Origin of the sequence: Pseudomonas putida S13.1.2 (assembly GCF_000498395.2) — a bacterium.
Classification (GTDB): domain Bacteria; phylum Pseudomonadota; class Gammaproteobacteria; order Pseudomonadales; family Pseudomonadaceae; genus Aquipseudomonas; species Aquipseudomonas putida_Q.
In genome coordinates this window covers 1,477,474-1,501,581 of record NZ_CP010979.1, presented here as the reverse complement: position 1 = coordinate 1,501,581, position 24,108 = coordinate 1,477,474, and the positions used below count along the sequence as shown (strand labels likewise).

The window sequence follows — 24,108 nt, the reverse complement described above, 5'->3', positions numbered from 1 at the left end:
GGCCTTGCGTCGCGATTGGGCTGCGTGGCAGCCCAAGGATTTCACTGGCAATAAAATAACCAACTCGCATAACTAAATACTCATGTAATTCTTACTGTTAATACTTAGCATAGAACCAAAAAGACTTTTACAGCGATCATCCATACGAATACGGTCTTAGAAACCCACCGTGTTCCAGGGATGAATACCCATGAGTCACCCCCCTTCCGCCAGCGCCCTTGCCGAACTCACCCAGGCCCTGGCCGCCAACGCCGAACGCTACGACCGCAGCGGCCGGTTCCCCGCCGACAACTTCGACCTGCTGCACCGCCACGGCCTGCTGGGTTTCACCGTGCCCCGCGACTTGGGTGGCGGTGGCGCCGACCTGGCCAGTGCGCGCCAGGTCATCGCCGCGGTCGGCAAAGGTTGCCCGTCCACCGCACTGATCCTCGTAATGCAGTACCTGCAGCACTTTCGCCTGCAGGACGAAGACCGCTGGCCCGAGCACCTGCGCCTACAGGTGGCCCGCGACGCGGTGGCCGACGGCGCGCTGATCAACGCGTTTCGCGTCGAACCCGAACTGGGCACACCCGCCCGCGGCGGCCTGCCGGCCACCGTCGCCCGGCGCACCGCCGAGGGCTGGCGGTTGTCCGGGCGCAAGATCTACTCCACCGGCAGCCATGGCCTGACCTGGTACCTGGTATGGGCCCGCAGCGACGACCAAGACCCACTGGTGGGCGGCTTCCTTGTGCACAAGGACACCCCGGGCATCCGTATCGTCGAAGACTGGGACCACCTGGGCATGCGCGCCACCTGCAGCCATGAAGTGCAGTTCGACGAGGTGCTGATCCCGCTCGATCATGCCGTCAGCGTCAGCCCGGCCAGCGCACCGCGCGCCGAGCTCGACAGCACCGGCCTGCTGTGGATGGCAGTGTTGCTGCCTGCGCTGTACGACGGGGTGGCCCAGGCCGCACGCGACTGGCTGGTGCAGTTCCTGAACCAGCGCGCGCCATCCAACCTCGGTGCACCGCTGGCCAGCCTGCCACGTTTCCAGGACGTGGTTGGGCGTATCGACACCTTGCTGTTCGCCAACCAGAGCCTGTTGAACGCGGCCGTGACCGGGCAGGTCGATCCGCGCCACGCCGGGCAGCTCAAGCACCTGGTCAGCCGCAACGCCATCCAGGCCGTGGAACTGGCCATCGAGGCCGCGGGCAATCCTGGCCTGTCGCGGCGCAACCCGCTGGAGCGGCACTACCGTGATGTGCTGTGCAGCCGCATCCACACGCCTCAGGACGACGTTGTGCTCGGCCATGTCGGCCGTGCCGCCCTGGCGGAGGTGGCGGCATGAGCCACTCGATCATCGCCAGCCAGCTGGACGCACCGGCCAACCAATACCTGCGCGACCGCTTGCCCGACCACGAGGTGATCGATATCGCCCCGGGCCAGTTGCAGCTGGACGTGCCCGCCGACGTGTTCATCGTGCGCCCGATCAATGTGCGCGGTAACCGCGTGGACAACCCGCCAGCCGGCTGGCCGTGGTCGTTGCGCTGGGTGCAGGTAGTGTCCTCGGGCATCGACTTCTACCCCGACTGGGTGTTTCAGGGCCCGCCGGTCACCAGTGGCCGCGGCGCCAATGCTGAGCAGGTGGCCGAATTCGCACTGGCCCTGGTGTTTGCCGCGGCCAAGCAGCTGCCGGGCCTGTGGGTCAAGGACGCCGACTGGCGACTGACCCCGCTGGCCCCGGTACGTGGCCGCACCTTGGGCATCTTCGGGTTCGGCAGCATCGGCCAGAGCCTGGCACGCAAGGCAAACGCCCTGGGCATGCCGGTACTGGCGCTGAACCGCCCAGGCCAACCCATTGCCGAGGTGCCGGGCGTGCAGCGCGTCGACAACCTGCAGCAGCTGTTTGCCGGCAGCGACCACCTGGTCATCGCCGCCCCGCTCACCCCCGCCACCCGTGGCCTGATCGACCGCCAGGTGCTGGCCAACGCCAAACCCGGGCTGCACCTGATCAACATCGCCCGTGGCGGGCTGCTGGACCAGGGCGCCCTGCTCGAAGCCCTGGACAACGGGCTGATCGGCCGCGCCAGCCTCGATGTCACCGAACCCGAACCGTTGCCAGCAGGCCACCCGCTTTATCACCACCCTCGGGTATTCCTGTCGCCGCACACTTCGGCGATTTCCGAGGACGGCTACCCCGCGCTGCTCGAGGCATTCCTCGACAACTTTGCCCGTTACCGCGAACAGGCGCCGCTGCACAACCTGGTCGACACCCAGCGCGGCTACTGAACCCACACCTATTGGAGAACACCATGACTGCACTGTCTGTCGTCATCGCCCAGGAAAACACCGTACGCCAACGGGTCAGCGCCGAAGAATGGGAGGTGCGGGTCAAACTGGCCGCCGCCTACCGCCTGGCCGCGCTGTTCCGCTGGACCGACCACATCTACACACACTTCTCGGCACGCGTGCCGGGGCCTGACGAGCACTTTCTGATCAATGCCTTTGGCCTGCTGTTCGACGAGATCACCGCGTCCAACCTGGTGAAGGTGGACGTGGATGGCACCATCATCGACGACCCGCTGGGCCTGGGCATCAACCAGGCGGGCTATGTGATTCACAGCGCGATCCACCGCGCCCGGCATGACCTCAAGGCCGTGCTGCACACCCACACCCGCGATGGCGCGGCGGTGTCGGCCCAGCGCGACGGCCTGCTGCCGATCTCGCAGCACGCCCTGGCGTATTACAGCCGGGTGGCCTACCACGACTACGAAGGCGTCGCCCTGGACCTGGACGAGCAGCAGCGGCTGGTGGCCAACCTGGGCGACAGCAACATCCTCATCCTGCGCAACCATGGCCTGCTGACCGGGGGTGTCAGCGTGGAGCATGCCTTCCGTGAACTGCACGGGCTGGAGCGGGCCTGCAACATCCAGGTCGCAGCGCAGGCCGGGGGCAACGACCAGTTGCTGCATGCTGCGCCGGCGGCGATTGCCAAGGTGCATGAGCAGTCCAAGCGGTTTTCCGACGGGTTGGGTGAAGGGATCCAGCGGCACTGGGATGCGCTGATCCGGCAGCTGGACCGGGAGGGGCTGGATTACCAGGACTGACAGGTTTTCTGTGGCCTGTGCGGGCCTCTTCGCAGGTAAACCCGCTTCCACAGGAACTCCACCGGACTCAGGCCTGTGGTGATCCTGTGGGAGCTGGCTTGCCGGCGATAGGGCCCGAACAAACACCTCATATCCCATTGAAGGATCACCCAATGCCTCCACTTCACCTGGCCCGAAGCCTGCTGGCCTGCACCACCCTGGGCTTCACGCTCGCCGCCTGCTCCCCCTCCGGCGAAGATGCCACCAGCAAAACCCTGAACATCGCCTTCTGGGGCGACAACACCACGCTGGTCAGCGTCGACCCGTTCCAGGTCTACTGGCTGGAACACCGCGTACTGCTGCGCAACGTCGCCGAATCGCTCACCGACCAGGACCCGGCCACAGGCCGCATCATCCCTTGGCTGGCCAGCAGCTGGGAGGTCAGTGACGACGCGCTGCAGTACACCTTCCACCTGCGCCAGGACGTCTCCTTCAGCAACGGCGAGCGCTTCGACGCTCAAGCCGTGAAAACCGCCTTCGACAGCAACAAGGCTTTCGCGGCACAACTGCCTGCCACGTTCGGCGCCACCTACCTGGCCGGTTTTGACCATGCCGAAGTGGTCGACCCGTTCACCGTGCGCCTGGTGCTGTCGCGGCCCAACGCCGGCTTCCTGCAGGCCACCTCCACCACCAACCTGGCCATCCTCGCCCCGGCCTCCTACGCGCTAACCGCCCAGGAGCGTTCGCTGGGCAAGATCATCGGCACCGGCCCGTTCATCCTCGAACACTACACCCCGGAAGTAGGCGCACGCCTGGTCAAGCGGGCGGACTATGCCTGGGCCTCCGCCAACGTCAAAAACCCAGGCGCCGCCCACCTGGACCGCGTGGAAATCAGCTACATCCCCGAAGAAAGCGTGCGCAACGGCCTGTTCCTGCAAGGCAAGGCGGACATCCTTTGGCCACGCAACCCGTTTTCCGAAGTTGACCTGAAGCTGTTCCAGGCAAAAGGCGCGACCATCCAGAGCCGCTCGTTGCCAGGCCCGGCGCTCAACCTCTACCCCAACACCCGCAACGACCGCCTGCTGGGCGACCGCCAGGTGCGCCTGGCCCTGCAGAAAGCAATCGACCGCACCAGCTACGCCCACACCGTATACAACGCCGAGTTCCCGGTGGTGACCGGGGTGTATGACGTGACCACGCCGTACTTCAAGCCCCAAGCCGACAAGCTGGCCTACGACCCGCAGGGCGCCGAGCGCCTGCTGGATGCCGCCGGCTGGAGCAAGGGGGACGACGGCTACCGGCACAAGGACGGCAAACGCCTGACCCTGCGCTACAACATCTCCCCCGCCGAAAGCGCCGGCGATGTGCTGGTGCAAGACCAACTGCGCAAGGTCGGCATCGACCTCAAGCTGAACGTGCTGACCCGTGCCGAATGGGTGGCCGGCAACGCCTCGGGCAACTACGACCTCACCTCCACCTACATGACGCGCGCCGATCCGATCATCCTGCAGACCATCCTCGACCCACGCGCCGCCAGTAGTGCCACCTTGGCCACCAATACTTACGAGCCACACACCTTGGCCAAGGCGCAGACCTTGTTCGACAACGGCATTACCGCCACCCGCGACGACCAACGCGCCCAGGCCTATGGCCAGCTCCAAGACCTGCTGGTTGACGAAGCCTCGGCGTTCCCGCTGTACGAACGCGTGTGGCAAGCCGCCACAGCACCTAGGGTCAAGGACTTTCGCTGGACCGCCGAAGGCTTTGCGTTCCTCAGTGACATCCAGGTCGCGCAGCCATGAACCGCTACCTGATCGGCCGCATCGGCCAGGCGCTGCTGGTGCTGTGGGGCGCCTACACCATCACCTACTTCATCCTCTATCTGCTGCCCGGTGACACCCTGGCGATCATGCTCAGTGCATCGGGCATGGAAGCCGATGGCCTGTCGCCCGAGGACCTGGCCAAGGCGCGCGCCTACTACGGGCTGGACAAGGGCATTTTCGAGCAGTACATCGACCTGCTGTGGCGGGCCCTGCACGGTGACCTGGGCCAGTCGCTGTCACTGAACCGGCCGGTGACCGCGCTGCTGGCCGAGCGCCTGCCGCAAACCCTCGCCCTGGCCGGCTTTGCCATCGTACTGTCGTTGCTTGGCGGCATCGGCCTGGCCTACCTCACCGCCTACCTGCGATGGCAACCGCTGAAGGTGGCGCTATCGCGTTTGCCATCGCTGGGTTTTTCGGTACCGGTGTTCTGGATGGGGCTGCTACTGATACAGGTGTTCGCCTTTGGCCTGGGCTGGTTCCCGGCCACTGGCAGCCAGGGTTTTGCCAGCCTGGTACTGCCGGCGGTGACGCTGGCCATCCCCAGTGCTGCGGTGTACGCGCAGGTGTTGCAGCGCGGGTTCCAGGGCGTGTGGCAGGAGCCCTACATCGCCACCGCGTTCGCCAAAGGCCTGAGCCGTGCGCAGGTGCAGGCGCGGCACGGCCTGCGCAATGCGGCCCTGCCCATTCTTACCCTGGTCGGTTTGCAGGTGGGCAACACAGTGTCCGGGGCGGTACTGGTCGAGACCATCTTTTCGCGCAATGGCGTCGGCCGGTTGGCCCAGGAAGCCGTGCTGCGCCAGGACATCCCGGTAGTGCTGGCGATTGTCGCGGTGTCGGCGGCGGCCTTCGTGTTGGTGAACCTGATCGTCGACCTGCTGTACCCGTACCTTGACCCCCGCATCGCCCACGCCACGAAGGTGACCTGACCATGACCGCCGATACTCACCCCCTGCGTGCCGCCGCCCCGCCAGCCACCTGGAAGCGCCGCACTCGCCTGCAGCGCCTCGGCCAGGCGCTCGCCCCTTTGCTGGCGCGCCCGGGCTTCAGCCTGGCGCTAGTGGTGGTGCTGTTCGCCCTGCTGGCGGCATTGGCGCCGCACTGGCTGACCAGCTTCGACCCATACGCCACGTCGCCCGTCGACAAGCTGCGGGCCCCTGACGCCGTCCACTGGTTCGGCACCGACGAGCTGGGCCGCGACCTGTACACCCGCGTGGTGTATGGCGCCAGCCTGTCGGTGCAGGCCGCATTGTTGGCGGTTGGCATTGCCCTGGCGGGCGGGTTGAGCCTGGGCGTACTCGCCGGGTTTGCCGGCGGGCGCCTGGATGCCGCCCTCATGCGCTTGGTCGACGTGCTGCTGGCCCTGCCCGGCCTGCTGCTGGCCCTGGCCATTGTCACCGCCATCGGTTTTGGCACGGTGCCGGTGGCGATCGCCGTCGGCGTCGGCATCATCCCAGGCTTTGCCCGCACCACCCGCGGCGAAGTGCTGCGGGTCAAGACCCTGCCCTATGTCGAGGCCGCACGCCTGGGTGGCGCCAGCTGGCGCCGCACCTTGCTGCGGCATGTGCTGCCCAATGCCTGGGGGCCGGTGGCCGTGCTGGCCACGCTGGACTTCGGCGCCGCCATCCTGGCCACGGCCGGCCTGAGTTTCCTCGGTTTTGGCGCAGCACCGCCAGCGGCCGAATGGGGCACCTTGATTGCCAACGGCCGGCACTTCCTGATCACCGCACCCTGGGTGTCGCTGCTGCCCGGCCTGTTCGTGGTGGCCGTGGTGTTCAGCCTCAACCACCTTGCCCGCACCTTCGAGGAGCACCCACGATGAACGACCAGCCTTTGCTTGTGGTACGCGACCTCAGCATCAGTTATCACGCCTCCGGCCAGGCTACGCAGGCCGTCAAGCACCTTGCCTTCAGCCTGGCCCAGGGCGAGACCGTGGCCATTGTCGGCGAGTCAGGCTCGGGCAAGTCGACTTTGGCCAACGCCCTGCTCGGCTTGTTACCGGGCACGGCGCGCATCGACAGTGGCCAGTTGTGGGTCGACGGGCTGGATGTGGTGCGCGCCAGCGAACGACAGAAACGCCAGCTACGTGGGCGTACCGTCGGCCTGGTGCCGCAAGACCCGATGGTCAGCCTCAACCCCACCCTGCGCATTGGCCAGCAGATCGGCGAGGCGCTGGTGCTGGCCCAAGGCGGCCGCTCGCGCAGCGTCGATGCCGATGTGCTTGCACTACTCGCCCAGGTTGGCCTGGACAACCCGAGCCTGCGCGCCCGCCAGTACCCGCACGAGCTGTCTGGCGGCATGCGCCAGCGGGTGCTGATCGCCATCGCCCTGGCCGGTAACCCACGCCTGATCATCGCCGACGAACCCACCAGCGCGCTGGACGTGACCGTGCAACGCAAGATCCTCGATCACTTGCAGCGGCTGGTGGCCGAGCGTGGCATCTCGTTGCTGATCATCACCCACGACCTGGGCATGGCCACCGACCGCGCCGACCGCCTGCTGGTGATGAAGCAGGGCGAGCTAGTGGAACAAGGCACACCTGCGCAGATCCTGCAGGCAACGCAGCACCCTTATACCCGCGCCCTGCTCAATGCCGCGCCAGCATTCAGCGCCCGTCGCCAGCCGCGGCAACTGGCGCCCGGCTCAAAACCGATCCTCAGCCTGCAGGGGGTTGGCAAAACGTTCGAGTTGCCCAAGGTGAAAGGCCAGGACAACCGCTTTATCGCGTTGCAGGGCCTGGACTTGCAGGTTCACCCGGGACAAACGCTGGCCATCGTCGGTGAATCCGGTTCGGGCAAGAGCACCACCCTGCGTATTGCCCTGGGCCTGGAAACGCCCAGCCAAGGCCGAGTGCTGTTCGACCAGGAGGATGTCACGGGCCATGGCTGGCGCCAGTTCCGCCCCTTGCGCCGGCGCATGCAACTGGTCCAGCAAAACCCCTTCGCCGCCCTCGACCCGCGTTTCACGGTGTTCGACAGCATCGTCGAGCCGCTGGTGTCGTTTGGCCTGCTCAAAGGTGCAGCACTGGAGCAGCGGGCGCGGGAACTGATCGAGCGGGTGCACCTGCCACTGAACTACCTTGACCGCCTGCCCTGCGAACTGTCTGGCGGCCAGCGCCAGCGGGTGGCCATCGCCCGGGCGCTGGCGCTACAGCCAGAACTGTTACTGCTCGACGAGCCGGTGAGTGCGCTGGATGTGTCGGTGCAGGCACAGATTCTGGCACTGCTGGATGAGCTGCAACGGGAGCTGGGCATGGCTTATGTGTTGGTATCGCATGACCTGGCGGTGGTAGCGAGCATGGCTGACCACGTGCTGGTGCTGCGCCAGGGGCAAGTGGTAGAGCGCGGGACGGTGGCGCAGGTGTTCGACAGGCCGACGAATGATTACACGCGAGAGTTGATTGCTGCCGTGCCTGGGCGGTTGGTCACTGTCGCGGCTTGAGTTTGAAGGCCTCGGGGGCTGCTTTGCAGCCCATTCGCGGCACAAGGCCGCTCCTACAAGGGACCGCGTTTCCTCAAGGCACGCGGTCACTTGCAGGAGCGGCCTCGTGCCGCGAAAGGGGCGCAAAGCGCCCCCAGAAATCTCAGATCAGCCTCAAACTAAAAATGCACAAAAAGCATTATGAAACACCACTGTTATTTTCGTATTTCATAATTAGCATAGAACAACAAAGCCTTTCACAACCCCACCCCACACCCGCTAAGGTCACTCCAGACCGACCCCTTTCCTGGCGGAGGCCGTCCACCACGACCATCCCAGGAGCCTTGCACGCATGCCACCTCTCTCACCCGCACCCCTGCTTCATCTTCGCCCACGGGCCAGGTGACGCATGGCTGTCCCCATTCCATTTGCAGCACAACCCACAGGTATTCCGATGAGCAAACGACAAATCCGCCTGGGCGCCATGATCCATGGCGTCGGCCACGGCTGGGGCGAATGGCGCCACCCAGAGGCGCTGGCCGATGCCAGTGTCAATTTCGGCTTCTACAAACAGCAGGCAAAGCTGGCCGAGGCGGCAAAGTTCGACTTCGCCTTCATCGCCGACAGCCTGCACATCCACGCCCGCTCCAGCCCGCACTACCTCAACCGTTTCGAGCCGTTGACCATTCTTTCGGCGCTGGCGGCGCTGACAGAGCACATCGGCCTGGTAGCCACGGTCACGGTCAGCTACACCGAACCGTTCCAGGTAGCACGCCAATTCGCTTCGCTGGACCTGATCAGCGGCGGGCGCGCAGGCTGGAACGTGGTGACCTCCTGGCTTTCCGGCACCGCTGACAACTTCGGCAAGGCTGAACACCCGCCGCATGCCGTGCGTTACCGGATTGCCCGTGAGCACGTGGATGTGGTCAAGGGGCTGTGGGACTCGTGGGAGGACGACGCCTTTACCCGCGACAAGCAAAGCGGGCAGTTCTTCGACCCGGCCAAACTGCACACCCTCGGCCACCAGGGCGAGTACTTCAAGGTCAAGGGCCCGCTGAACATCCAGCGCTCACCCCAGGGCCAGCCGCTGATTTTCCAGGCTGGCGTGTCGGAAGACGGCCGCAACTTCGCGGCGCAAAACGCCGACGCCATCTTTGTCAGCCCCGAATCGTTCGACGATGCCCACGCCTATTACCAGGACCTCAAGCAGCGTGCCGCGCGCCATGGCCGCGCCCCGGACGCACTGTTCATCCTGCCCGGCATCCGCCCCATCGTCGGCCGCAACGCCGAGGAGGTTGAACAGCGCTACCAGCAGGCCGTCAACCTGGTGAGCATCGAGGATGCCCTGGTTGCCCTGGGTCGCCCCTTCAACGACTACGACTTCAGCCAACATGACCTGGATGCGCCCTTCCCCGACCTCGGCACCCTGGGCAACGACAGCCACAAGGGCACCTCGGACCAGCTCAAGCAACTGGCCCGTGATGAAGGCCTGAGCCTGCGCGAACTGGCACTGCGCTTCTCGCGCCCGCGCAGAGACTTCGTCGGCACCCCGGAGCAGGTTGCCGATGCCTTGCAGCACTGGTTCGAAAACGACGCTGCCGACGGTTTCATCATCAACTCGTTGCTACCGGATGGCCTGCAGTACTTCACCGAACACGTGGCTCCGCTGCTGCAAGCCCGTGGCCTGGTGCGCAGTGAGTACACCGGTAAAACCCTGCGCGACAATTTCGGCCTCAGCGTGCCAGAAAACCGCAACACCCTGCGCCGCAGCCAGGCAGCGGTTGCCTGAGCCCACCCAGACAAGGAGTTCTGTTTCATGAGCCTCGAATTCATCGGCCTCATCGGCCCGCAGGAAAGCAGCGAATCCCAGGCGCCACGTGGCCCGCTGGTTGATCTGGAGTTCATCAAGGCCTTTTCCCAGGCCCAGGAATATGGCGGTTTCGACAAGGCATTGCTGGCAGTCAACACCAGTGCACCGGACTCGATGATCCTGGCCAGCTACGTGGCAGCGCTTACCGAGCGTATCGGCCTGCTGGTCGCCCACCGCCCGGGCTTCCAGGCGCCAACTTTCGCCGCCCGCCAGTTCGCCACCCTCGACCAACTGAGCCGGGGCCGGGCCTCGATCAACGTCATCACCGGCGGCGACAGCGGCGACCTGCAGCGCGATGGCGACTTCCTCGACAAGGATGCCCGTTATGCCCGCACCGATGAATACCTGCAGGTACTGCGCAACACCTGGACCCGCCAGGAGCCCTTCGACCACCAGGGCACTCACTACCGCGTTGAAGACAACCTGACCTTGGTCAAACCGGTGCAGCATTTGCCCATCTACTTCTCCGGTGCGTCAGACGCCGCGGTTGAAGTCGCCGCCAAGCACGCCGACGTCTACATGATGTGGGGCGAACCGCTGGAGCAGGTACGCGAGCGCATCGCCAAGGTGCGCAAGGCCGCCGCCCGCTACGGGCGCGAGAAACACATCCGCTTCAGCCTGTCGTTGCGACCGATCCTGGGCGGCACCGAGGCCGAAGCCTGGGCCCGCGCCGAGCGTATTCTGGCCGACGCCCAGACCCGCATCGGCATCCGCCAGGGCAACCGCCGCGAGAAAAACTTCGGCAAGAGCAACGCCGGCTCCGAACGCCTGGTGCAGCTGGCCAGCCAGCGCAAGGTGCATGACACCCGACTGTGGACCGAGATTGCTGCTTTGGGCGGCGGTGCCGGTAACTCCACCTCGCTGGTAGGCACTGCAGACCAGGTGGCCGAGGCCGCACTGGCCTACTACGAGCTGGGGGTTACTACCTTCCTGTTCCGTGGGTTCGACCAACTGCGGGATGCGGTGGAATACGGGCAGGACCTCATTCCCCGTATTCGGGCGTTGGTAGAACAGCATGAGGCTGGACGCAGCACCCGCACAGCCTAGATCTCCATTCGCTGCACCGGCCTCTTCGCGGCGGTTCGACGCCTCGACGAGCCCGCTCCCACAGGAAAATCACTGACCTCATGGCCTGTGCAATTCCTGTGTGAGCGGGCATGTCGAGGCGTCGAACCGCCGCGAAGAGGCGGTGCAGGCAAACACTTTCCCAAACACCCTACGCCAGCCCTGTCAGGGCCTGGCGCCTAGTCGCCTGCGTGCTCCACCGTACTCCGAGGACATGATGTCTAGAACACCGTTTTTCGCCCTGCCCCTGGCCTGTCTGCTCACCCCGTTCGCCGATGCTGCTTCAACTACCGAAGACCAACGCCTGGACACCGTCACGGTGATCTCCACCGGCCTGCGGGGCAACCAGCGCACCGTGGCCGACAGCCCGGCACCCATCGACGTGATCAGCAGCGAACAGCTGTTGCGCACCGGCCGCGCCGAGCTGTCCGAGGCCATTTCCAAACTGCTGCCCTCGTTCAACTTCGGCACCAACATCGCCGGCTTTCAGTCTGGCGTGCGGCCGCTGAGCAACCGCAGCCTGGGCCCGGCCTACACCCTGGTGCTGGTCAATGGCAAACGCCGCCACAACAGCAGCGTGCCGGCCAGCGGCTCGACCGACAACAGCGGTGCCAACGCCGTTGATATCGACATGATCCCTGTCAGCGCCGTGTCACACATCGAAGTGCTGAAAGACAGCGCCGCCGCCCAGTACGGCTCTGATGCGGTGGCCGGGGTGATCAACATCATCCTCAAGAGCGCCAGCAGCGGCGGCCATTACGAAAGCAGCTACGGCCAGCTGTACAGCGGCCAGGGGGAAACCATCAAGCTGGCTGGCGACCAAGGTTTCAGCCTGGGTGATGGCGGTTTCCTGCACCTGTCGGGTGAGGCACGCAAGCGCGGCACCGCCAACTGGATCGACAAGGCCGCCCCCGATTACCGCGCCTACTTCGAAGACGACCGCCAGGCCGGCTGGGACCATCGGGCTGTGAAGAATGGCGACCCCGACCTGCGCGCCTTCAACCTCGGTTACAACGCCGAGCTCCCCATCAGCGACGACCTGAAGCTGTATTCGTTCGCCACCTATGCCGAGCGCAAGCTCGAGGCCTTCAACAATTACCGCCTGCCCAACAGCAATGCCTCGATTCCCGAGTTGTTCCCCGACGGATACTTCCCGCTCAACAATATCAAGGACACCGACTACCAGTGGCTGCTCGGCGCCCGAGGCGCTGCCGGTGCCTGGGACTGGGACCTGTCCACCACCTACGGGCGCAACAAGAACCAACAGTCCAGCGACCTGACCATCAACCCCACCTATGGCCCGGCCTCGCCAACCTCGTTCGATGACCTGGCGACGTTGCAGTTCGACCAGTGGGTGAACAACCTGGACATCACCCGCGCCTTCGATGGCCTGTTCGGCTTGGCGGTACCGACCCGCGTCTCGGCAGGCCTGGAGCACCGCTGGGAGCGCTTCCAGACGTTCGCCGGCGACCCCATCGCCTACAGCGTCGGGCCCTACACCTACCCGGCCACCCTGGCCGACGGGCGCCCCAACCCGCTTTATGCGCTGGCCAACGGCCAGACCGCCGTGGGCGCCCAGGCTGCGCTGACCATCCGCCCGGAAGACGAGGCCGATGTGAAGCGCAACAACTATGCCGCTTACATCGACCTCGGCCTGGACCTGACCCCGCGCTGGTACCTGGGCGCCGCCGCGCGCGTCGAGCACTACGACGACGACTCGGGCAACACCGCCAGCTTCAAGCTCAATTCGCGCTATGAACTGAGCGAAACCGTGGCGCTGCGTGGCACCCTGGGTAGTGGTTTCCGTGCACCGTCGCTGACCCAGAGTGGCTACACGGTCAGCGACAACCGTACCGCGCTGGACGCCGACGGCAATGTGGTGCCGGCCTTGCGCCGCACCGTGGCGCCCGGCAGTGCCGCCGCGCTGGCATTCGGCGGCGACAAGCTCGACCCGGAGAAATCGCGCAACGCCGGCCTTGGCCTGACCTGGCAACCGGCGCGCCGCACCAGTGTCACCCTGGACGCCTACCTGATCGACATCGACGACCGCATCCTGTTGACCGAAAACCTCTACGACCGGCAGAACGGTGCCGGTGCCATTGGCGACATCCTCGAATCGCTGGGCCTGGCGCGCACCACCTGGATCAACTACTACACCAATGCCTTCGACACCCGCACCCGCGGCCTCGACCTGGTGGGTGACCACACCAGCGAGTTCGGTGCCTGGGGCGATGTGCGCTGGACCTTGGGCTTCAACTGGAACAAGACTACCGTTCGCGGCACCCGGGGTACGCCCGCCGCGCTGGCCGCTGCCGGCATCGACGTGGTCGGCCATGGCCGTGAAGGTGACCTGGTGGCAGCTTCGCCGAAGACCAAATGGGTATTGGGCAGCCAGTGGTTGCTGGGCAACTTCACCGGCACCTTGCAGACCACCCGCTACGGCAAGGTCGAAACCTGGCAGCAGAACCAGGCCCAGGACCGCACCTTTGGCGCCAAGTGGATCACCGACCTGGACCTGTCGTACCTGCTGTTCGACAGCCTGACCGTCAGTGTGGGTGGCACCAACATCTTCAATGTGCGGCCCGACAAGAACGGGGTGTACAACGCCAACGGCAACCAGGCGGCGTACGGCAACCCGCCGTTCCACCCAGGTGGCGGCTATTGGTACACCAAGCTGGCCTATGACTTCTGAAGCATCTGCACATTTGCTCCTGGCCTGTGGGAGCGGGTTCACCCGCGAAGAATCCAACCCGGTACTTGGCAATTGACGCAAAGCCCGCCCCATGCTCTCCTTATGCCTCACGTTCAGGTGCCCCCACAGGGGGTGAAACGGGAAACCGGTGCGTCCCAGGCCCTCCAGCAGGGCCGGACAAGGCCGGTGCTGCCCCCGCAACGGTAAGCGAGTGAAGCGTCTGTACCACTGTGCCATGTAGTCCGGCATGGGAAGGTGACGCTTTCCAGGAGCCCTGCTCCTCCTCGCAAGCCCGGAGACCGGCCTGACGTTCATGAACACCCCGCGGTGGGCGGGCGCTGTTGCATTCCCCTGGGCGGCCACGCATCGGGGATGCCGCGCTTGCCCGTTGCCCACAAAAAGCAGAGGAACGCGTCATGCCCGTCACCAGCACCAAGCAACACAGCCTTGCCACACCCGTCACCCTCAGCCAGCGCATCGTCATCGCCGTCGGCGCCAGCCTGCTGGGTCTGTGCCTGGTGTACTTCGCCGGTTTCTCGCACATCGAGGCCGTGCACAACGCCGCCCACGACACCCGCCACAGCGCCGCCTTCCCCTGCCACTGAGTACGCCTGATGATCACGCGCATTGCCCGTACCGCGGGCTTCAGCGGGCTGCTTGCGGCCCTGCTGCTGACCCTGCTGCAAAGCTTCTGGGTCGCCCCGCTGATTCTTGAGGCGGAAACCTACGAATCATCGGCCCCGGCCGCACAGCACGAACATGGTGGCGAAGTGGCCGCCCATGAGCACAGCGCCGAAGCCTGGTCGCCGGAAGACGGTTGGCAGCGGGTGCTGTCCACCACCGGGGGCAACCTGGTGGTCGCAGTCGGCTTCGCCCTGATTCTCGCCGCCCTGTACAGCCTGCGCGAACCGCAGCGTGCCGGCACCGGTGCGCTGTGGGGCCTGGCCGGTTTTGCCGTGTTCTGCCTGGCCCCAACGTTGGGGTTGCCGCCGGAGCTGCCCGGCACTGCCGCCGCCGACCTGGGACAACGCCAGGCATGGTGGGTTGGCACGGCCAGCGCCACCGCCCTTGGCCTGGCCTTGCTGGTGTTCGCCCGGCACTGGTTGTTGAAGGCGCTGGGCGCCGTGTTGCTGGTCATCCCCCATGTGATTGGCGCCCCACAGCCCGAAGTGCATGAGAGCCTGGCCCCCGAAGCACTGGAGACCCAGTTCAAGATGGCCTCCTGGCTGACCAACGCTGCCTTCTGGGTAGCCTTGGGCCTGCTCAGTGCGTGGCTGTTCCGCCGCTCCAGCAAGGCCTGATGCCGGCGTTCTACGCCGGCTTCGGCTGCCGCCGGGGCTGCCCGGCGGATACCCTGCAGACCCTGCTGCTCCACGCCCTGGCTAGCCAGGGCCTGGCGCTTGCCGACCTGCACGGCATTGCCACTATCAGCTTCAAGGGCGACGAAGCCGGCTTGCAGCAACTGGCCGAACGCCTTGGCTTGCCGTTGGTGCTGTACCATAGCGCGCAACTGCAGGCCTTTGAGCCGCTGCTCAGCCACCGCTCTGCCACAGCCCATGCCCACAGCGGCTGCTGGGGCGTGGCCGAGAGCGCGGCGCTGGCCCTGGCCAGCCAGCAGCCCGGGAGCACAGCCCGGTTGCTGCTGACCCGCCAAGTACTGGGCACGGCGACCCTCGCCCTGGCCTGTTGACCATTTCGCTTCTCTTTCCTGCAAGGACTTTCCATGACGGTGTACTTCATCGGTGCCGGCCCCGGCGACCCGGAACTGATCACGGTCAAGGGCCAACGGCTGATCCGCCAGTGCCCGGTGATCATCTATGCCGGCTCACTGGTACCTGCTGCCGTGCTCGAAGACCACCAGGCCGAGACCGTGATCAACAGTGCCGAGTTGCACCTGGAGCAGATCATCGCCGCCATTCGCAGCGCGCACGAACAAGGCCAGGACGTGGCCCGGGTGCACAGCGGCGACCCCAGCCTGTACGGCGCCATCGGTGAGCAGATCCGCCACTTGCAGGCGCTGGGCATCGATTACCAGATCATCCCCGGGGTCACCGCCACGGCGGCCAGCGCTGCGCTGCTCGGCTGCGAGCTGACCCTGCCCCAGGTAGCGCAGACGGTGATCCTCACCCGCTATGGCGACAGTTCGCCAATGCCACCCGGCGAACAACTGGGCGACCTGGCGCGCCATGGCAGCACCTTGGCGATTCACCTGGGGGTCAAGCACCTGTCGCGGATCGTCGAAGAACTGCTCCCGCACTACGGCGCGCACTGCCCGGTGGCGGTGGTACATCGTGCCACATGGCCGGACCAGGACTGGGTGCGCGGCACCCTTGGCGATATCGTCGAACGGGTTGCAGCCAAGGACTTTCGCCGCACGGCGCTGATCCTGGTAGGTCACGTGCTCGGGGATGCGCCATTCGCCGAGTCGGCCTTGTACCGTGCCGGGCACGCCCACCTGTACCGCCCTGGCGACTGAGCATTGCCAGCATTGCCACGGGCGTAGCAGACTCCGGGTTCCCGCCTGCGAACAGGAGTCACACCCATGCTGGAATTACGCCCCAACTGCGAGTGCTGCGATACCGACCTGCCGGGCGACAGCCCCGATGCGCTGATCTGCTCCTTCGAATGCACCTTCTGCCGCGCCTGCGCCGATACCCGCTTCAACGGCCGCTGCCCGAACTGTGCCGGCCAGCTGGTGGCCCGCCCCACGCGGGTCGGCCAGGCGCTGGTCAATAACCCCGCTGCCACCCAACGTGTGAACAAAGCACACGCTGCTTGCGCCTGACTGCACACCTCAAACCAGGCATTGCCGCTTTGATAGGGTGATGTCTTTCCCAATGCTTGTAGGACTTTTCAACAACAAGCGCGCGGATTATCAACACTTCTATACTCGGCATTACCAAACCTCGGGATTGGTCGTATCTTGCAGCGCTTCCGATTAACCCACTTGCAGACGTATTCCTGAGTGTTCCAGGAAGCGGACCACATCTTGACAGGAGTTTTCTACATGACAACCGTGCTGATCGTCGACGACCACCCCATTGTCCGACTATCCCTGCGTCTACTGCTCGAACGTGAACGCTTTCATGTTGTGGGTGAAGTTGGTAACGGCAGCGAAGTGGCGCAGGTAGCCCGCGAACTGCGCCCGGACGTGGTAGTGCTCGACATCGGCCTGCCCGGCCTGGATGGCATGGAAGTGATCAAACGCCTGCAATGCCTCGAGCCTGTGCCCAAGATCATGGTGCTGACCGGCCAGGCCACCGACCTGTATGTACGGCGTTGCCTGGATGCTGGCATCGGCGCATTCGTCACCAAGGAAGAAGATCACGAAGCACTGCTGTTTGCCCTCAAGGCCTTGGTCAAGGGCTATTCGACCTTCCCGCAAATGTCGGTCAACAGCAACTCGCTGGAGAGCGAACCGGTACGCCTGGCCAGCCTGTCGAACCGTGAAATGGAAGTGCTGCGGCGCCTGGCGCGCGGCGAAAACAACAAAAATATCGGCACCTGCATGAACCTGAGTGCCAAGACCATCAGCACCTACCGGGGCCGTATCATGGAAAAGCTCAAGACCGAATCGCTGGTTGAAATGGTCGACCTGGCCAAACGCAACAGCGTCTACTGAGCGTTCGGCCGCCATGAAGCGCCTGCTGGCGTGCATGCTCCTGGCCATCGGCCTGGCCGGCCCCACCGCGCTGCTGGCGAGCAGCGAACCTCGCCAACTGCTGGCGCGCTCGGTCAGCGCCGCAGCCCCACTGCAATTGTCCAGCGAAGATCGGGACTGGCTGCAACGACGTCAACACCTGGTGCTAGGCAGTTCGCGGCCCGACTATCCGCCGTTCGAAATGAATGCCAGCCAACAGGACTACGAAGGCATTAGCGCAGACTACGCGGGCATCATCGCCGAGCAGCTGGGCGTGAGCATCGAGGTGCGCCGATTCGACAGCCGCCACGAGGCCATCGCCGCGTTGCGAGCGGGCAGTATCGACCTGCTGGGCAGCTCCAATGCCTTCGAAGCGGCAGACGCCCAGCTTAACCTGAGCACCCCGTATGCCGACGACCTGCCGGTCATCGTCGCCCGTGAGGGGAGCAGCCTGAAGAACACACCCGACCTCGCCGGCCTGCGCCTGGCCATGGTCGATCACTACCTGCCGGCCAGCACCGTACGCAACCTCTACCCCAAAGCACAGTTAAGCCTGTACCGCTCTACCCTTGCCGGGTTGGCCGCCGTTTATCTGGGTGAGGCCGATGCCTATCTGGGCGATGCCATCAGCACCGACTTCACGATTGGCAAGAGTTACCAGGGCATACTGAGAATCGATCACTTCTGCCAGGTCCCTGCTGGTGCATTTGCCTTTGCCCTGGCCAAAGAAAACCCTCGCTTGCACAGGTTGGTTGACAAGGCACTGGCCCGCATCAACGAAAGCGAGCGCCTGAACATCCTGCGCCGCTGGAGCAGTGGCAACACCAGCCTGCTGCTGCAGCGCCATCTCACCGTCTTGAGCAACGAAGAAAAAGCCTGGATCGCTGCCCACCCCTACATCGACGTATTGCTCAACACCTCGCTGGCGCCATTGATGTTCAACGACGCCGAACACCGCCCAACCGGCATCACCCTTGACCTGCTGAAACAGATCTCGCTGCGCACCGGGCTACAGTTCCGGCCGGTCGAAAGCGATTCGGCGCAGACGATGATCGAGCGCCTGGCCCGCGGCGATGCACAAATGATCGGTGCCTTGGGCTACGGCGCGGATCGCTCGAAACAACTGCGCTATACCCGGCCCTACCTGGTCAGCCCTCGCGTGCTGGTTACCCGCAGCGACAGCACGTACCCCACACAAGCCAAGGCACTGGATGGCCAGCGTATCGCCGTGGTACGTGGCTCGCCGCAGCGGGTGCTGCTGCAACAACGCTATCCGCAGGCCCGGCTGGTGGAGGTGGACAACCCGCTCGGCCTGATGGAGGCCGTGGCCGGCGGGGCTGCCGACGTTGCCCTCAGTAGCCAGATCAATGCAGCCTACTACATCAGCCATGTCTTCAAAGGCCGCTTGCGCATCGCCAGCGTGCTGGACGACGCCCCTGCCATTGCCGCCTTCGCCGTGGCTGCGGACCAGCCGCAGCTACAGGCCATTCTCGACAAGGCGCTGCTGAGCATTCCACCCGAAGAGCTCGACCAACTGGCCAATCGCTGGCGCACCAGAACCTTGGTCAGCGACAGCCCCTGGCGCGACTACCGTACACTGGCCTTGCAGGTGCTGGTCTTGTCGGCCCTGCTGCTGGCGGGCGTGGTGTTCTGGAACAGCTACCTGCGCAAGCTGATCAACCAGCGCACCGAGGCCCAGCACGCGCTGCAAGCGCAGTTGGCCTTGAGCCGTGGCCTGCTCGAACAGCTTCGCCAAGCCAAGGACGACGCAGAGCAAGCCAGCCAGACCAAAAGCACCTTCCTGGCCACCATGAGCCATGAAATCCGCACCCCGATGAATGCCGTGATCGGCCTGCTGGAGTTGGCGCTGGAAGACAGCCGCGAGGGCCGCTGCGACGCCCAGACCCTGCAGACTGCCCATGGCTCGGCCATCGACCTGCTTGAACTGATTGGCGATATTCTCGACATTTCCCGCATCGAATCCGGGCACATTACCCTGCAACCGATACCCACTAACCTGGTCGAGCTGGTACGCGCTACGGTACGGGTTTTCGAGGGCAACGCTCGGGCCAAAGGCTTGCATCTGCACGCAGAACTTCCCGCCGGGCCGGTCTGGGTGCTGGCAGACCCGTTGCGGGTCAAGCAGATACTGTCCAATTTGATCAGCAACGCCATCAAGTTCACCGACCGCGGTGAGGTGCAGGCCAGCTTGCTGATACCTCCAGCCGATGGGCACAGCAGCCTGCCAATCGAATTGTCTGTGCGTGACACCGGCATCGGCATCAGCCCCGTTGATCAGGCCAGGCTGTTCAACGCCTTCGTTCAGGCTGACGGCCCGCGAACCCGCCAAGGGGCAGGCCTGGGGTTGGTCATCAGCCGTACCTTTGCCGAACTGATGGGCGGCAGCTTGGGCCTGCAAAGCGTCGAAGGCGTCGGCACCAAGGTGCAGGTCAGCTTGCAGTTGCCAGCCTGCCCTGCACCGAAGCCTGTGCAGCAACTGACCCCGGCAGCCGAACCCAGCACCGACCCTTTGAAAATTCTGGTGGTCGACGACTACCCTGCCAACCTGCTGTTGCTGGAACGGCAACTGCACACCCTCGGTCATCACGTGACTTTGGCAGACAACGGCCAGGTTGCGCTGGAGCGCTGGCAGGCCGCGCGTTTCGACCTGGTGATCACCGATTGCAGCATGCCAGTCATGGACGGCCACGAACTCGCCCGTCGCATTCGCAGCCTTGAAGCCGAACGCAGCCTGCCGGCCTGCCAGATCCTCGGTGTGACTGCCAATGCCCAGGCCGAAGAGCGTGACCGTTGCCTGGCCAGCGGCATGGACGAATGCCTGTTCAAGCCAATCGGCCTGCACACGCTCAAGGCCCACCTGCCCCAAGCCCGCGCCGCTCAAGAGACGCCACTGCCCAGTAGCGGCTTCAACCTGGCAGAGCTGCGCCACTTGACACAGGACGACAAGCAACTGACGCGGCATCTGTTGGAACAGCTGTCAATCAGCGTCGGCGAAGATCTGGCCACCTTGCGTGCGCTGGCGCCCGAGGCCTCCGCTGAGGCGGTCCGTACCCTGGCCCATCGCATCAAGGGCGGCGCAAAGATGATCAGAGTGCGCGGTGTGGTAAAGGATTGCGAAGCCATCGAGAACGCTCATGCGCAGGGCCTGCCAACGGTTGTGCAACGTGAACGACTGCAAATCAACCTGCAAGCCCTGCTGAACGAACTGAAGGATGCGCTCAATGCAATTGCAGCGTCGAGCTGATCTGGCTGATCGCATCCACGACGTGCCGTGAACCCTGCTGGATTTCCATGATCACCGTACCTGCCTCGTTGGCCAGCGCAACCCCATGACCAGTCCGGGTAAGACTTGACTGCATGCTGGCCACGGCCAGCAGTGACAGGTCGTGGTTCTGCCGTACGACGTCGACGATTTCCAGGGTGGCCTTGCTGGTTCGCGCCGCCAGGTTGCGCACCTCGTCGGCCACTACGGCAAAACCACGCCCATGATCACCGGCGCGGGCCGCCTCGATGGCCGCGTTCAAGGCTAAAAGGTTGGTCTGGTCGGCAATGCCACGTATGGTCAGCACGATCTGCCCGATCACATCCGACTGCTTGCTCACGGCATCGATGCTGCGCGCAGCCTCGTTCAGCTCATGGGAAATCTGTTCGATCACCTGCACCGTCTGCTGCACCACCTCGGTGCCCTTGCGTGCGCAGGCATCGGTCTGCATGGAACTGGCATGGGCGGCATCGGCAGCGGTTTGCTGCGTGCAGACCTGGCGGGTGATGTCACTGGCGAACTTCACCACTTTGTACAAGCGGCCCTTGCTGTCGAATATCGGGTTGTATGAGGCCTCCAGATAGACCATCTGGCCCTGCTTGTTGATGCGTTCGAAGCGGTGCGAATGGTATTCGCCGCGGTTGAGCGATGCCCAGAACTCGCGATACGCGGCCGACTCGCGCTCATGCGGCAGGCAAAACAGCCCATGATGGCGGCCGACCACTTCGTCCAGGCGATAGCCCATGGTGTCGAGGAAGTTCTGGTTAGCCTTGATCACCCGGCCTTGCGGGGTGAACTCAATCACCGCCATGGAGCGCCCGATCGCCTTCAGCAGGCTCTCGCTCTCGTGCTCCTGCACCACCCGCTGACTGATGTCGGCTGCTACCTTTATCACGCTGATGACCTGACGCTGCTCGTCCAGCACCGGCATGTAGCTGGCCTCCAGCCAGACCTCGCGGCCGGCCTTGTCGAGGCGTTCGAAGGTACCGCTGATGGCCTTGCCCTGGCCCAGTTCGCGCCACAGTTGTTGGTACTCGGCGCTTTGCGCGTAGCCCGGCTCGCAGAACAGCCGGTGGTGCTTGCCACGCAATTCGTCGGCGCTGTAGCCCATGGCCTGGCAGAAACGCTCGTTGGCATCGAGGATAGTGCCATCGGGGGCGAACTCGATCATCGCCATCGAACGGCTGATTGCCGCCAGCTTGGCTTGTGCGCCGGCCAAAGCCTGGTGACTACGCTGGATCTCAACCAAATCGGATTTGCGATGGAAATCGAACATGACGCCGGGCTCCTTTATGCGCGGTGTCCTGAGCATAGATCGCCGTTGGCAAGTCGTGGTTAATGTGTCGCCTGATAGATCGATCGCCGCCCGCGCGGCGCTCGATGTCAAACCCAACACTCTACTCAAGGCGTACTCAGGAACTCTCGCGCACCATCAGCTCAAAGCCCAGATCCTGCTGCGTATCCGCCACCCGCTTGCCATCGAGCAACGCCAGCAGCGCCTGCGCCGCGCCGCGCCCAACGGCGGCCCGGGGCGTGCGAATCGAGGTCAGGCGCGGCACCATGTGTGCCGAAGCCGGCAAGTCGTTGAACCCCACCATGGCCACCTGACGTGGCACTTCCACCCCTTGGCGCAATGCCTGCAGCACCGCCCCTTGGGCCAGGTCGTCGTTGCAGAAGAAGATACCGTCGACGTCCGGCGCCTGCTGCAGCAACTGGCTGAACAACACGCTGCCCAAGGCAATCGACGAAGGTTCCGGTGCCAGTACCTCCAGCTCCGCCGCCTGCAAACCAGCCTCGGCCAACGCCTGGCGGAAACCCTCGGCCCGCTGCATCACCCGAGGGTCGAGCTGCGCGGCAATGAACGCCAGGCGTTTGCACCCGCGCTCGATCAAGTGCCGGGCCGCGGCGCGCCCGGCCTGCTGCTGCGAAAAACCGACCGACAATGCCCCTGGCTCGCCATTGAGTTCCATCATGTGCACACACGGCACACCGCTGGCGGCCAACATCTGCCGCGCCGCATCGCTGCGCTCGAAACCGGTCAACAGCATGCCGCAGGGCTGGTAGGCCAGGTAATTGCGGATCAGGTTTTCTTCTTCGGCAAGGTCGTAGTGATAGTTGCCGATCAGTACCTCGAGCCCACGCGGGCGCATGACCTCGTGAATGGCTTCCAGGGTGTCGATGAACAATTGGTTGGACAGCGACGGAATCAGCACCACCACCGACTGGCTGCGGGCCGAGGCCAGGGCACGGGCCGCCGGGTTGGCCACGTAGCCCAGGCTCGCCGCTGCAGCGACGACCTTTTCGACCAGTTCAGGCGCAACCGTGCTGACCCCGCGCAAGGCGCGCGAGGCGGTAATCGGGGAAACCCCGGAAAGCCTGGCAACTTCTGCCAAGGTGGGACGACCTGTAGTGCGGGAGCCGATGCGGGACATGGATGTTGTAATTTTACTACTTGCAAGGATAGGGAACGGCCACTAAGGTAGCGCTGTCTCAGGACGCAGGCAATGTAATCTTTGGCAGCAGCCAGCACGCGCTCGCTACCAGGCGTCCATACTGCGTAAGGACAAGACCAATAACACCGGGGAGGTGGCTGTTCGTCGGCGACGAGACAGCGCTATCTCACCCCGCAGGAGGTACTGATGAATTCTCCCCTGTCCGCCATCGTGGTGATGGGCGTGGCCGGTTGCGGCAAAAGCTGCATCGGCGCCGCCATCGCTGCCAGAAGCGGCGGCCGCCTGATTGAAGGCGACGCTTTCCACCCTGCCGAAAACATCCGCAAGATGAGCGATGGCATCCCGCTGGACGACAGCGACCGTGCCGGCTGGCTGGTACGCCTTGGCCAAGAATTGCAGGCCACTACCCAAGCTGGGGAGCGCCCGATCCTGACCTGCTCGGCACTCAAGCGCCGCTACCGCGACAGCTTGCGCGATGCCATGCCCGGGCTGGTGTTCGTGTTCCTCGAACTGTCGCCCGCCGAGGCGGAAAAACGCGTGCTGGCCCGCCCTGGGCACTTCATGCCAGCCAGCCTGATCGACAGCCAGTTTGCTGCCCTGGAATCACCACGCGGCGAGCCACTGACGCTGGCACTGGACGCCACCCAGCCCATCGAAGCACTTGCCGAAGCGGTGGACCGCTGGCTAAAGCGTTGCGGTGAGCAGGGCCTGGCGCAAACCGCCTGATCCCGGCGGCTTTCCCGGCTCACCAAAGACAGCGCTACCTCGACCCGTGATCGCGGGTAAAGTTTCAAAACGCT

General features: G+C 64.6%; 19 protein-coding genes, 2 pseudogenes and 1 riboswitch. Of the genes and pseudogenes, 18 read left to right on the top strand and 3 right to left on the bottom strand.

The features are described 5' to 3' along the window. Positions 1 to 190 precede the first annotated feature (190 nt). From N805_RS06805 to N805_RS06725, 17 genes are all read left to right on the top strand, one after another. Positions 191 to 1,327: an acyl-CoA dehydrogenase family protein gene (locus N805_RS06805; RefSeq protein WP_028612975.1), complete on the top strand. Its 1,137-nt coding sequence runs from the start codon at positions 191 to 193 to the stop codon at positions 1,325 to 1,327. After that, complete coding sequence (locus N805_RS06800) at positions 1,324 to 2,268, top strand: D-isomer specific 2-hydroxyacid dehydrogenase family protein (RefSeq protein WP_028612976.1); 945 nt, start codon at positions 1,324 to 1,326, stop codon at positions 2,266 to 2,268. The genes N805_RS06805 and N805_RS06800 overlap by 4 nt, the downstream gene beginning before the upstream one ends. Positions 2,269 to 2,291: 23 nt before the next feature. Next, a complete protein-coding gene (locus N805_RS06795; RefSeq protein WP_028612977.1) occupies positions 2,292 to 3,086 on the top strand; it encodes a class II aldolase/adducin family protein in 795 nt (264 codons plus the stop codon). Between the two features lie 152 nt (positions 3,087 to 3,238). Beyond that, on the top strand, positions 3,239 to 4,867 hold the full coding sequence (locus N805_RS06790; protein WP_028612978.1) for an ABC transporter substrate-binding protein: 1,629 nt from the start codon (positions 3,239 to 3,241) through the stop codon (positions 4,865 to 4,867). After that, a complete protein-coding gene (locus N805_RS06785) occupies positions 4,864 to 5,814 on the top strand; it encodes an ABC transporter permease (RefSeq protein WP_028612979.1) in 951 nt (316 codons plus the stop codon). The genes N805_RS06790 and N805_RS06785 overlap by 4 nt, the downstream gene beginning before the upstream one ends. Positions 5,815 to 5,816: 2 nt before the next feature. After that, the gene (locus N805_RS06780) at positions 5,817 to 6,707 is read left to right on the top strand and encodes an ABC transporter permease (RefSeq protein ID WP_028612980.1); all 891 of its coding nucleotides are present in this window, start codon (positions 5,817 to 5,819) and stop codon (positions 6,705 to 6,707) included. After that, positions 6,704 to 8,326, top strand: coding sequence for a dipeptide ABC transporter ATP-binding protein (locus N805_RS06775; RefSeq protein WP_028612981.1), 1,623 nt, complete (start codon positions 6,704 to 6,706; stop codon positions 8,324 to 8,326). The genes N805_RS06780 and N805_RS06775 overlap by 4 nt, the downstream gene beginning before the upstream one ends. A 433-nt stretch (positions 8,327 to 8,759) precedes the next feature. Continuing rightward, positions 8,760 to 10,094: an LLM class flavin-dependent oxidoreductase gene (locus tag N805_RS06770; RefSeq protein WP_028612982.1), complete on the top strand. Its 1,335-nt coding sequence runs from the start codon at positions 8,760 to 8,762 to the stop codon at positions 10,092 to 10,094. Positions 10,095 to 10,121: 27 nt separating this feature from the next. After that, positions 10,122 to 11,222 (top strand): LLM class flavin-dependent oxidoreductase, encoded by a 1,101-nt coding sequence (locus N805_RS06765; RefSeq protein ID WP_028612983.1) that lies wholly within the window; start codon positions 10,122 to 10,124, stop codon positions 11,220 to 11,222. A gap of 235 nt (positions 11,223 to 11,457) precedes the next feature. After that, on the top strand, positions 11,458 to 13,932 hold the full coding sequence (locus tag N805_RS06760) for a TonB-dependent receptor plug domain-containing protein (protein ID WP_028612984.1): 2,475 nt from the start codon (positions 11,458 to 11,460) through the stop codon (positions 13,930 to 13,932). A 98-nt stretch (positions 13,933 to 14,030) separates the two neighbouring features. Then, a riboswitch (cobalamin riboswitch) is annotated at positions 14,031 to 14,255 on the top strand. Positions 14,256 to 14,348: 93 nt separating this feature from the next. Next, positions 14,349 to 14,537, top strand: coding sequence for a CbtB domain-containing protein (locus N805_RS06755; protein ID WP_028612985.1), 189 nt, complete (start codon positions 14,349 to 14,351; stop codon positions 14,535 to 14,537). Positions 14,538 to 14,546: 9 nt separating this feature from the next. Beyond that, positions 14,547 to 15,233, top strand: coding sequence for a CbtA family protein (locus N805_RS06750; protein WP_028612986.1), 687 nt, complete (start codon positions 14,547 to 14,549; stop codon positions 15,231 to 15,233). After that, positions 15,233 to 15,622, top strand: a complete 390-nt coding sequence (locus N805_RS06745) for a cobalamin biosynthesis protein (protein WP_028612987.1) — start codon at positions 15,233 to 15,235, stop codon at positions 15,620 to 15,622. Before N805_RS06750 ends, N805_RS06745 begins: the two co-directional genes overlap by 1 nt. A 33-nt stretch (positions 15,623 to 15,655) precedes the next feature. Next, positions 15,656 to 16,408: a precorrin-4 C(11)-methyltransferase gene (cobM, locus tag N805_RS06740; protein WP_028612988.1), complete on the top strand. Its 753-nt coding sequence runs from the start codon at positions 15,656 to 15,658 to the stop codon at positions 16,406 to 16,408. Between the two features lie 66 nt (positions 16,409 to 16,474). Beyond that, positions 16,475 to 16,717 (top strand): DUF1272 domain-containing protein, encoded by a 243-nt coding sequence (locus tag N805_RS06735; RefSeq protein ID WP_028612989.1) that lies wholly within the window; start codon positions 16,475 to 16,477, stop codon positions 16,715 to 16,717. Between the two features lie 222 nt (positions 16,718 to 16,939). After that, positions 16,940 to 17,554, top strand: coding sequence for a response regulator transcription factor (locus tag N805_RS06730; RefSeq protein ID WP_028612990.1), 615 nt, complete (start codon positions 16,940 to 16,942; stop codon positions 17,552 to 17,554). A 13-nt stretch (positions 17,555 to 17,567) separates the two neighbouring features. Continuing rightward, a complete protein-coding gene (locus tag N805_RS06725) occupies positions 17,568 to 20,837 on the top strand; it encodes a transporter substrate-binding domain-containing protein (protein ID WP_028612991.1) in 3,270 nt (1,089 codons plus the stop codon). Here N805_RS06725 and N805_RS31240 read toward each other — a convergent pair. The 3 genes and pseudogenes from N805_RS31240 to N805_RS06715 form a co-directional block, all read right to left on the bottom strand. Next, positions 20,812 to 21,243: pseudogene (locus N805_RS31240) on the bottom strand (methyl-accepting chemotaxis protein); the annotation flags it as partial. The gene N805_RS06725 and the pseudogene N805_RS31240 overlap by 26 nt on opposite strands. Before the next feature lie 153 nt (positions 21,244 to 21,396). Beyond that, positions 21,397 to 22,026: pseudogene (locus N805_RS31235) on the bottom strand (PAS domain-containing protein); the annotation flags it as partial. Between the two features lie 241 nt (positions 22,027 to 22,267). Beyond that, complete coding sequence (locus N805_RS06715; protein ID WP_028612993.1) at positions 22,268 to 23,287, bottom strand: LacI family DNA-binding transcriptional regulator; 1,020 nt, start codon at positions 23,285 to 23,287, stop codon at positions 22,268 to 22,270. A 207-nt stretch (positions 23,288 to 23,494) separates the two neighbouring features. On the opposite strand from N805_RS06715, the gene N805_RS06710 reads away from it, so the two are divergent. Continuing rightward, complete coding sequence (locus N805_RS06710; RefSeq protein WP_028612994.1) at positions 23,495 to 24,034, top strand: gluconokinase; 540 nt, start codon at positions 23,495 to 23,497, stop codon at positions 24,032 to 24,034. Positions 24,035 to 24,108: the final 74 nt, after the last annotated feature.

Excerpts from the sequence above, each read along its gene's own strand:
- N805_RS06780 (WP_028612980.1), top strand. The coding sequence starts at position 5,817 with ATGACCGCCGATACTCACCCCCTGCGTGCCGCCGCCCCGCCAGCCACC.
- N805_RS06710 (WP_028612994.1), top strand. The coding sequence starts at position 23,495 with ATGAATTCTCCCCTGTCCGCCATCGTGGTGATGGGCGTGGCCGGTTGC.
- N805_RS06715 (WP_028612993.1), bottom strand. The coding sequence starts at position 23,287 with ATGTCCCGCATCGGCTCCCGCACTACAGGTCGTCCCACCTTGGCAGAA.
- N805_RS06800 (WP_028612976.1), top strand. The coding sequence starts at position 1,324 with ATGAGCCACTCGATCATCGCCAGCCAGCTGGACGCACCGGCCAACCAA.
- N805_RS06785 (WP_028612979.1), top strand. The coding sequence starts at position 4,864 with ATGAACCGCTACCTGATCGGCCGCATCGGCCAGGCGCTGCTGGTGCTG.
- N805_RS06790 (WP_028612978.1), top strand. The coding sequence starts at position 3,239 with ATGCCTCCACTTCACCTGGCCCGAAGCCTGCTGGCCTGCACCACCCTG.
- N805_RS06750 (WP_028612986.1), top strand. The coding sequence starts at position 14,547 with ATGATCACGCGCATTGCCCGTACCGCGGGCTTCAGCGGGCTGCTTGCG.
- cobM (WP_028612988.1), top strand. The coding sequence starts at position 15,656 with ATGACGGTGTACTTCATCGGTGCCGGCCCCGGCGACCCGGAACTGATC.
- N805_RS06755 (WP_028612985.1), top strand. The coding sequence starts at position 14,349 with ATGCCCGTCACCAGCACCAAGCAACACAGCCTTGCCACACCCGTCACC.
- N805_RS06730 (WP_028612990.1), top strand. The coding sequence starts at position 16,940 with ATGACAACCGTGCTGATCGTCGACGACCACCCCATTGTCCGACTATCC.
- N805_RS06735 (WP_028612989.1), top strand. The coding sequence starts at position 16,475 with ATGCTGGAATTACGCCCCAACTGCGAGTGCTGCGATACCGACCTGCCG.
- N805_RS06725 (WP_028612991.1), top strand. The coding sequence starts at position 17,568 with ATGAAGCGCCTGCTGGCGTGCATGCTCCTGGCCATCGGCCTGGCCGGC.
- N805_RS06745 (WP_028612987.1), top strand. The coding sequence starts at position 15,233 with ATGCCGGCGTTCTACGCCGGCTTCGGCTGCCGCCGGGGCTGCCCGGCG.
- N805_RS06770 (WP_028612982.1), top strand. The coding sequence starts at position 8,760 with ATGAGCAAACGACAAATCCGCCTGGGCGCCATGATCCATGGCGTCGGC.
- N805_RS06775 (WP_028612981.1), top strand. The coding sequence starts at position 6,704 with ATGAACGACCAGCCTTTGCTTGTGGTACGCGACCTCAGCATCAGTTAT.
- N805_RS06805 (WP_028612975.1), top strand. The coding sequence starts at position 191 with ATGAGTCACCCCCCTTCCGCCAGCGCCCTTGCCGAACTCACCCAGGCC.
- N805_RS06795 (WP_028612977.1), top strand. The coding sequence starts at position 2,292 with ATGACTGCACTGTCTGTCGTCATCGCCCAGGAAAACACCGTACGCCAA.
- N805_RS06765 (WP_028612983.1), top strand. The coding sequence starts at position 10,122 with ATGAGCCTCGAATTCATCGGCCTCATCGGCCCGCAGGAAAGCAGCGAA.
- N805_RS06760 (WP_028612984.1), top strand. The coding sequence starts at position 11,458 with ATGTCTAGAACACCGTTTTTCGCCCTGCCCCTGGCCTGTCTGCTCACC.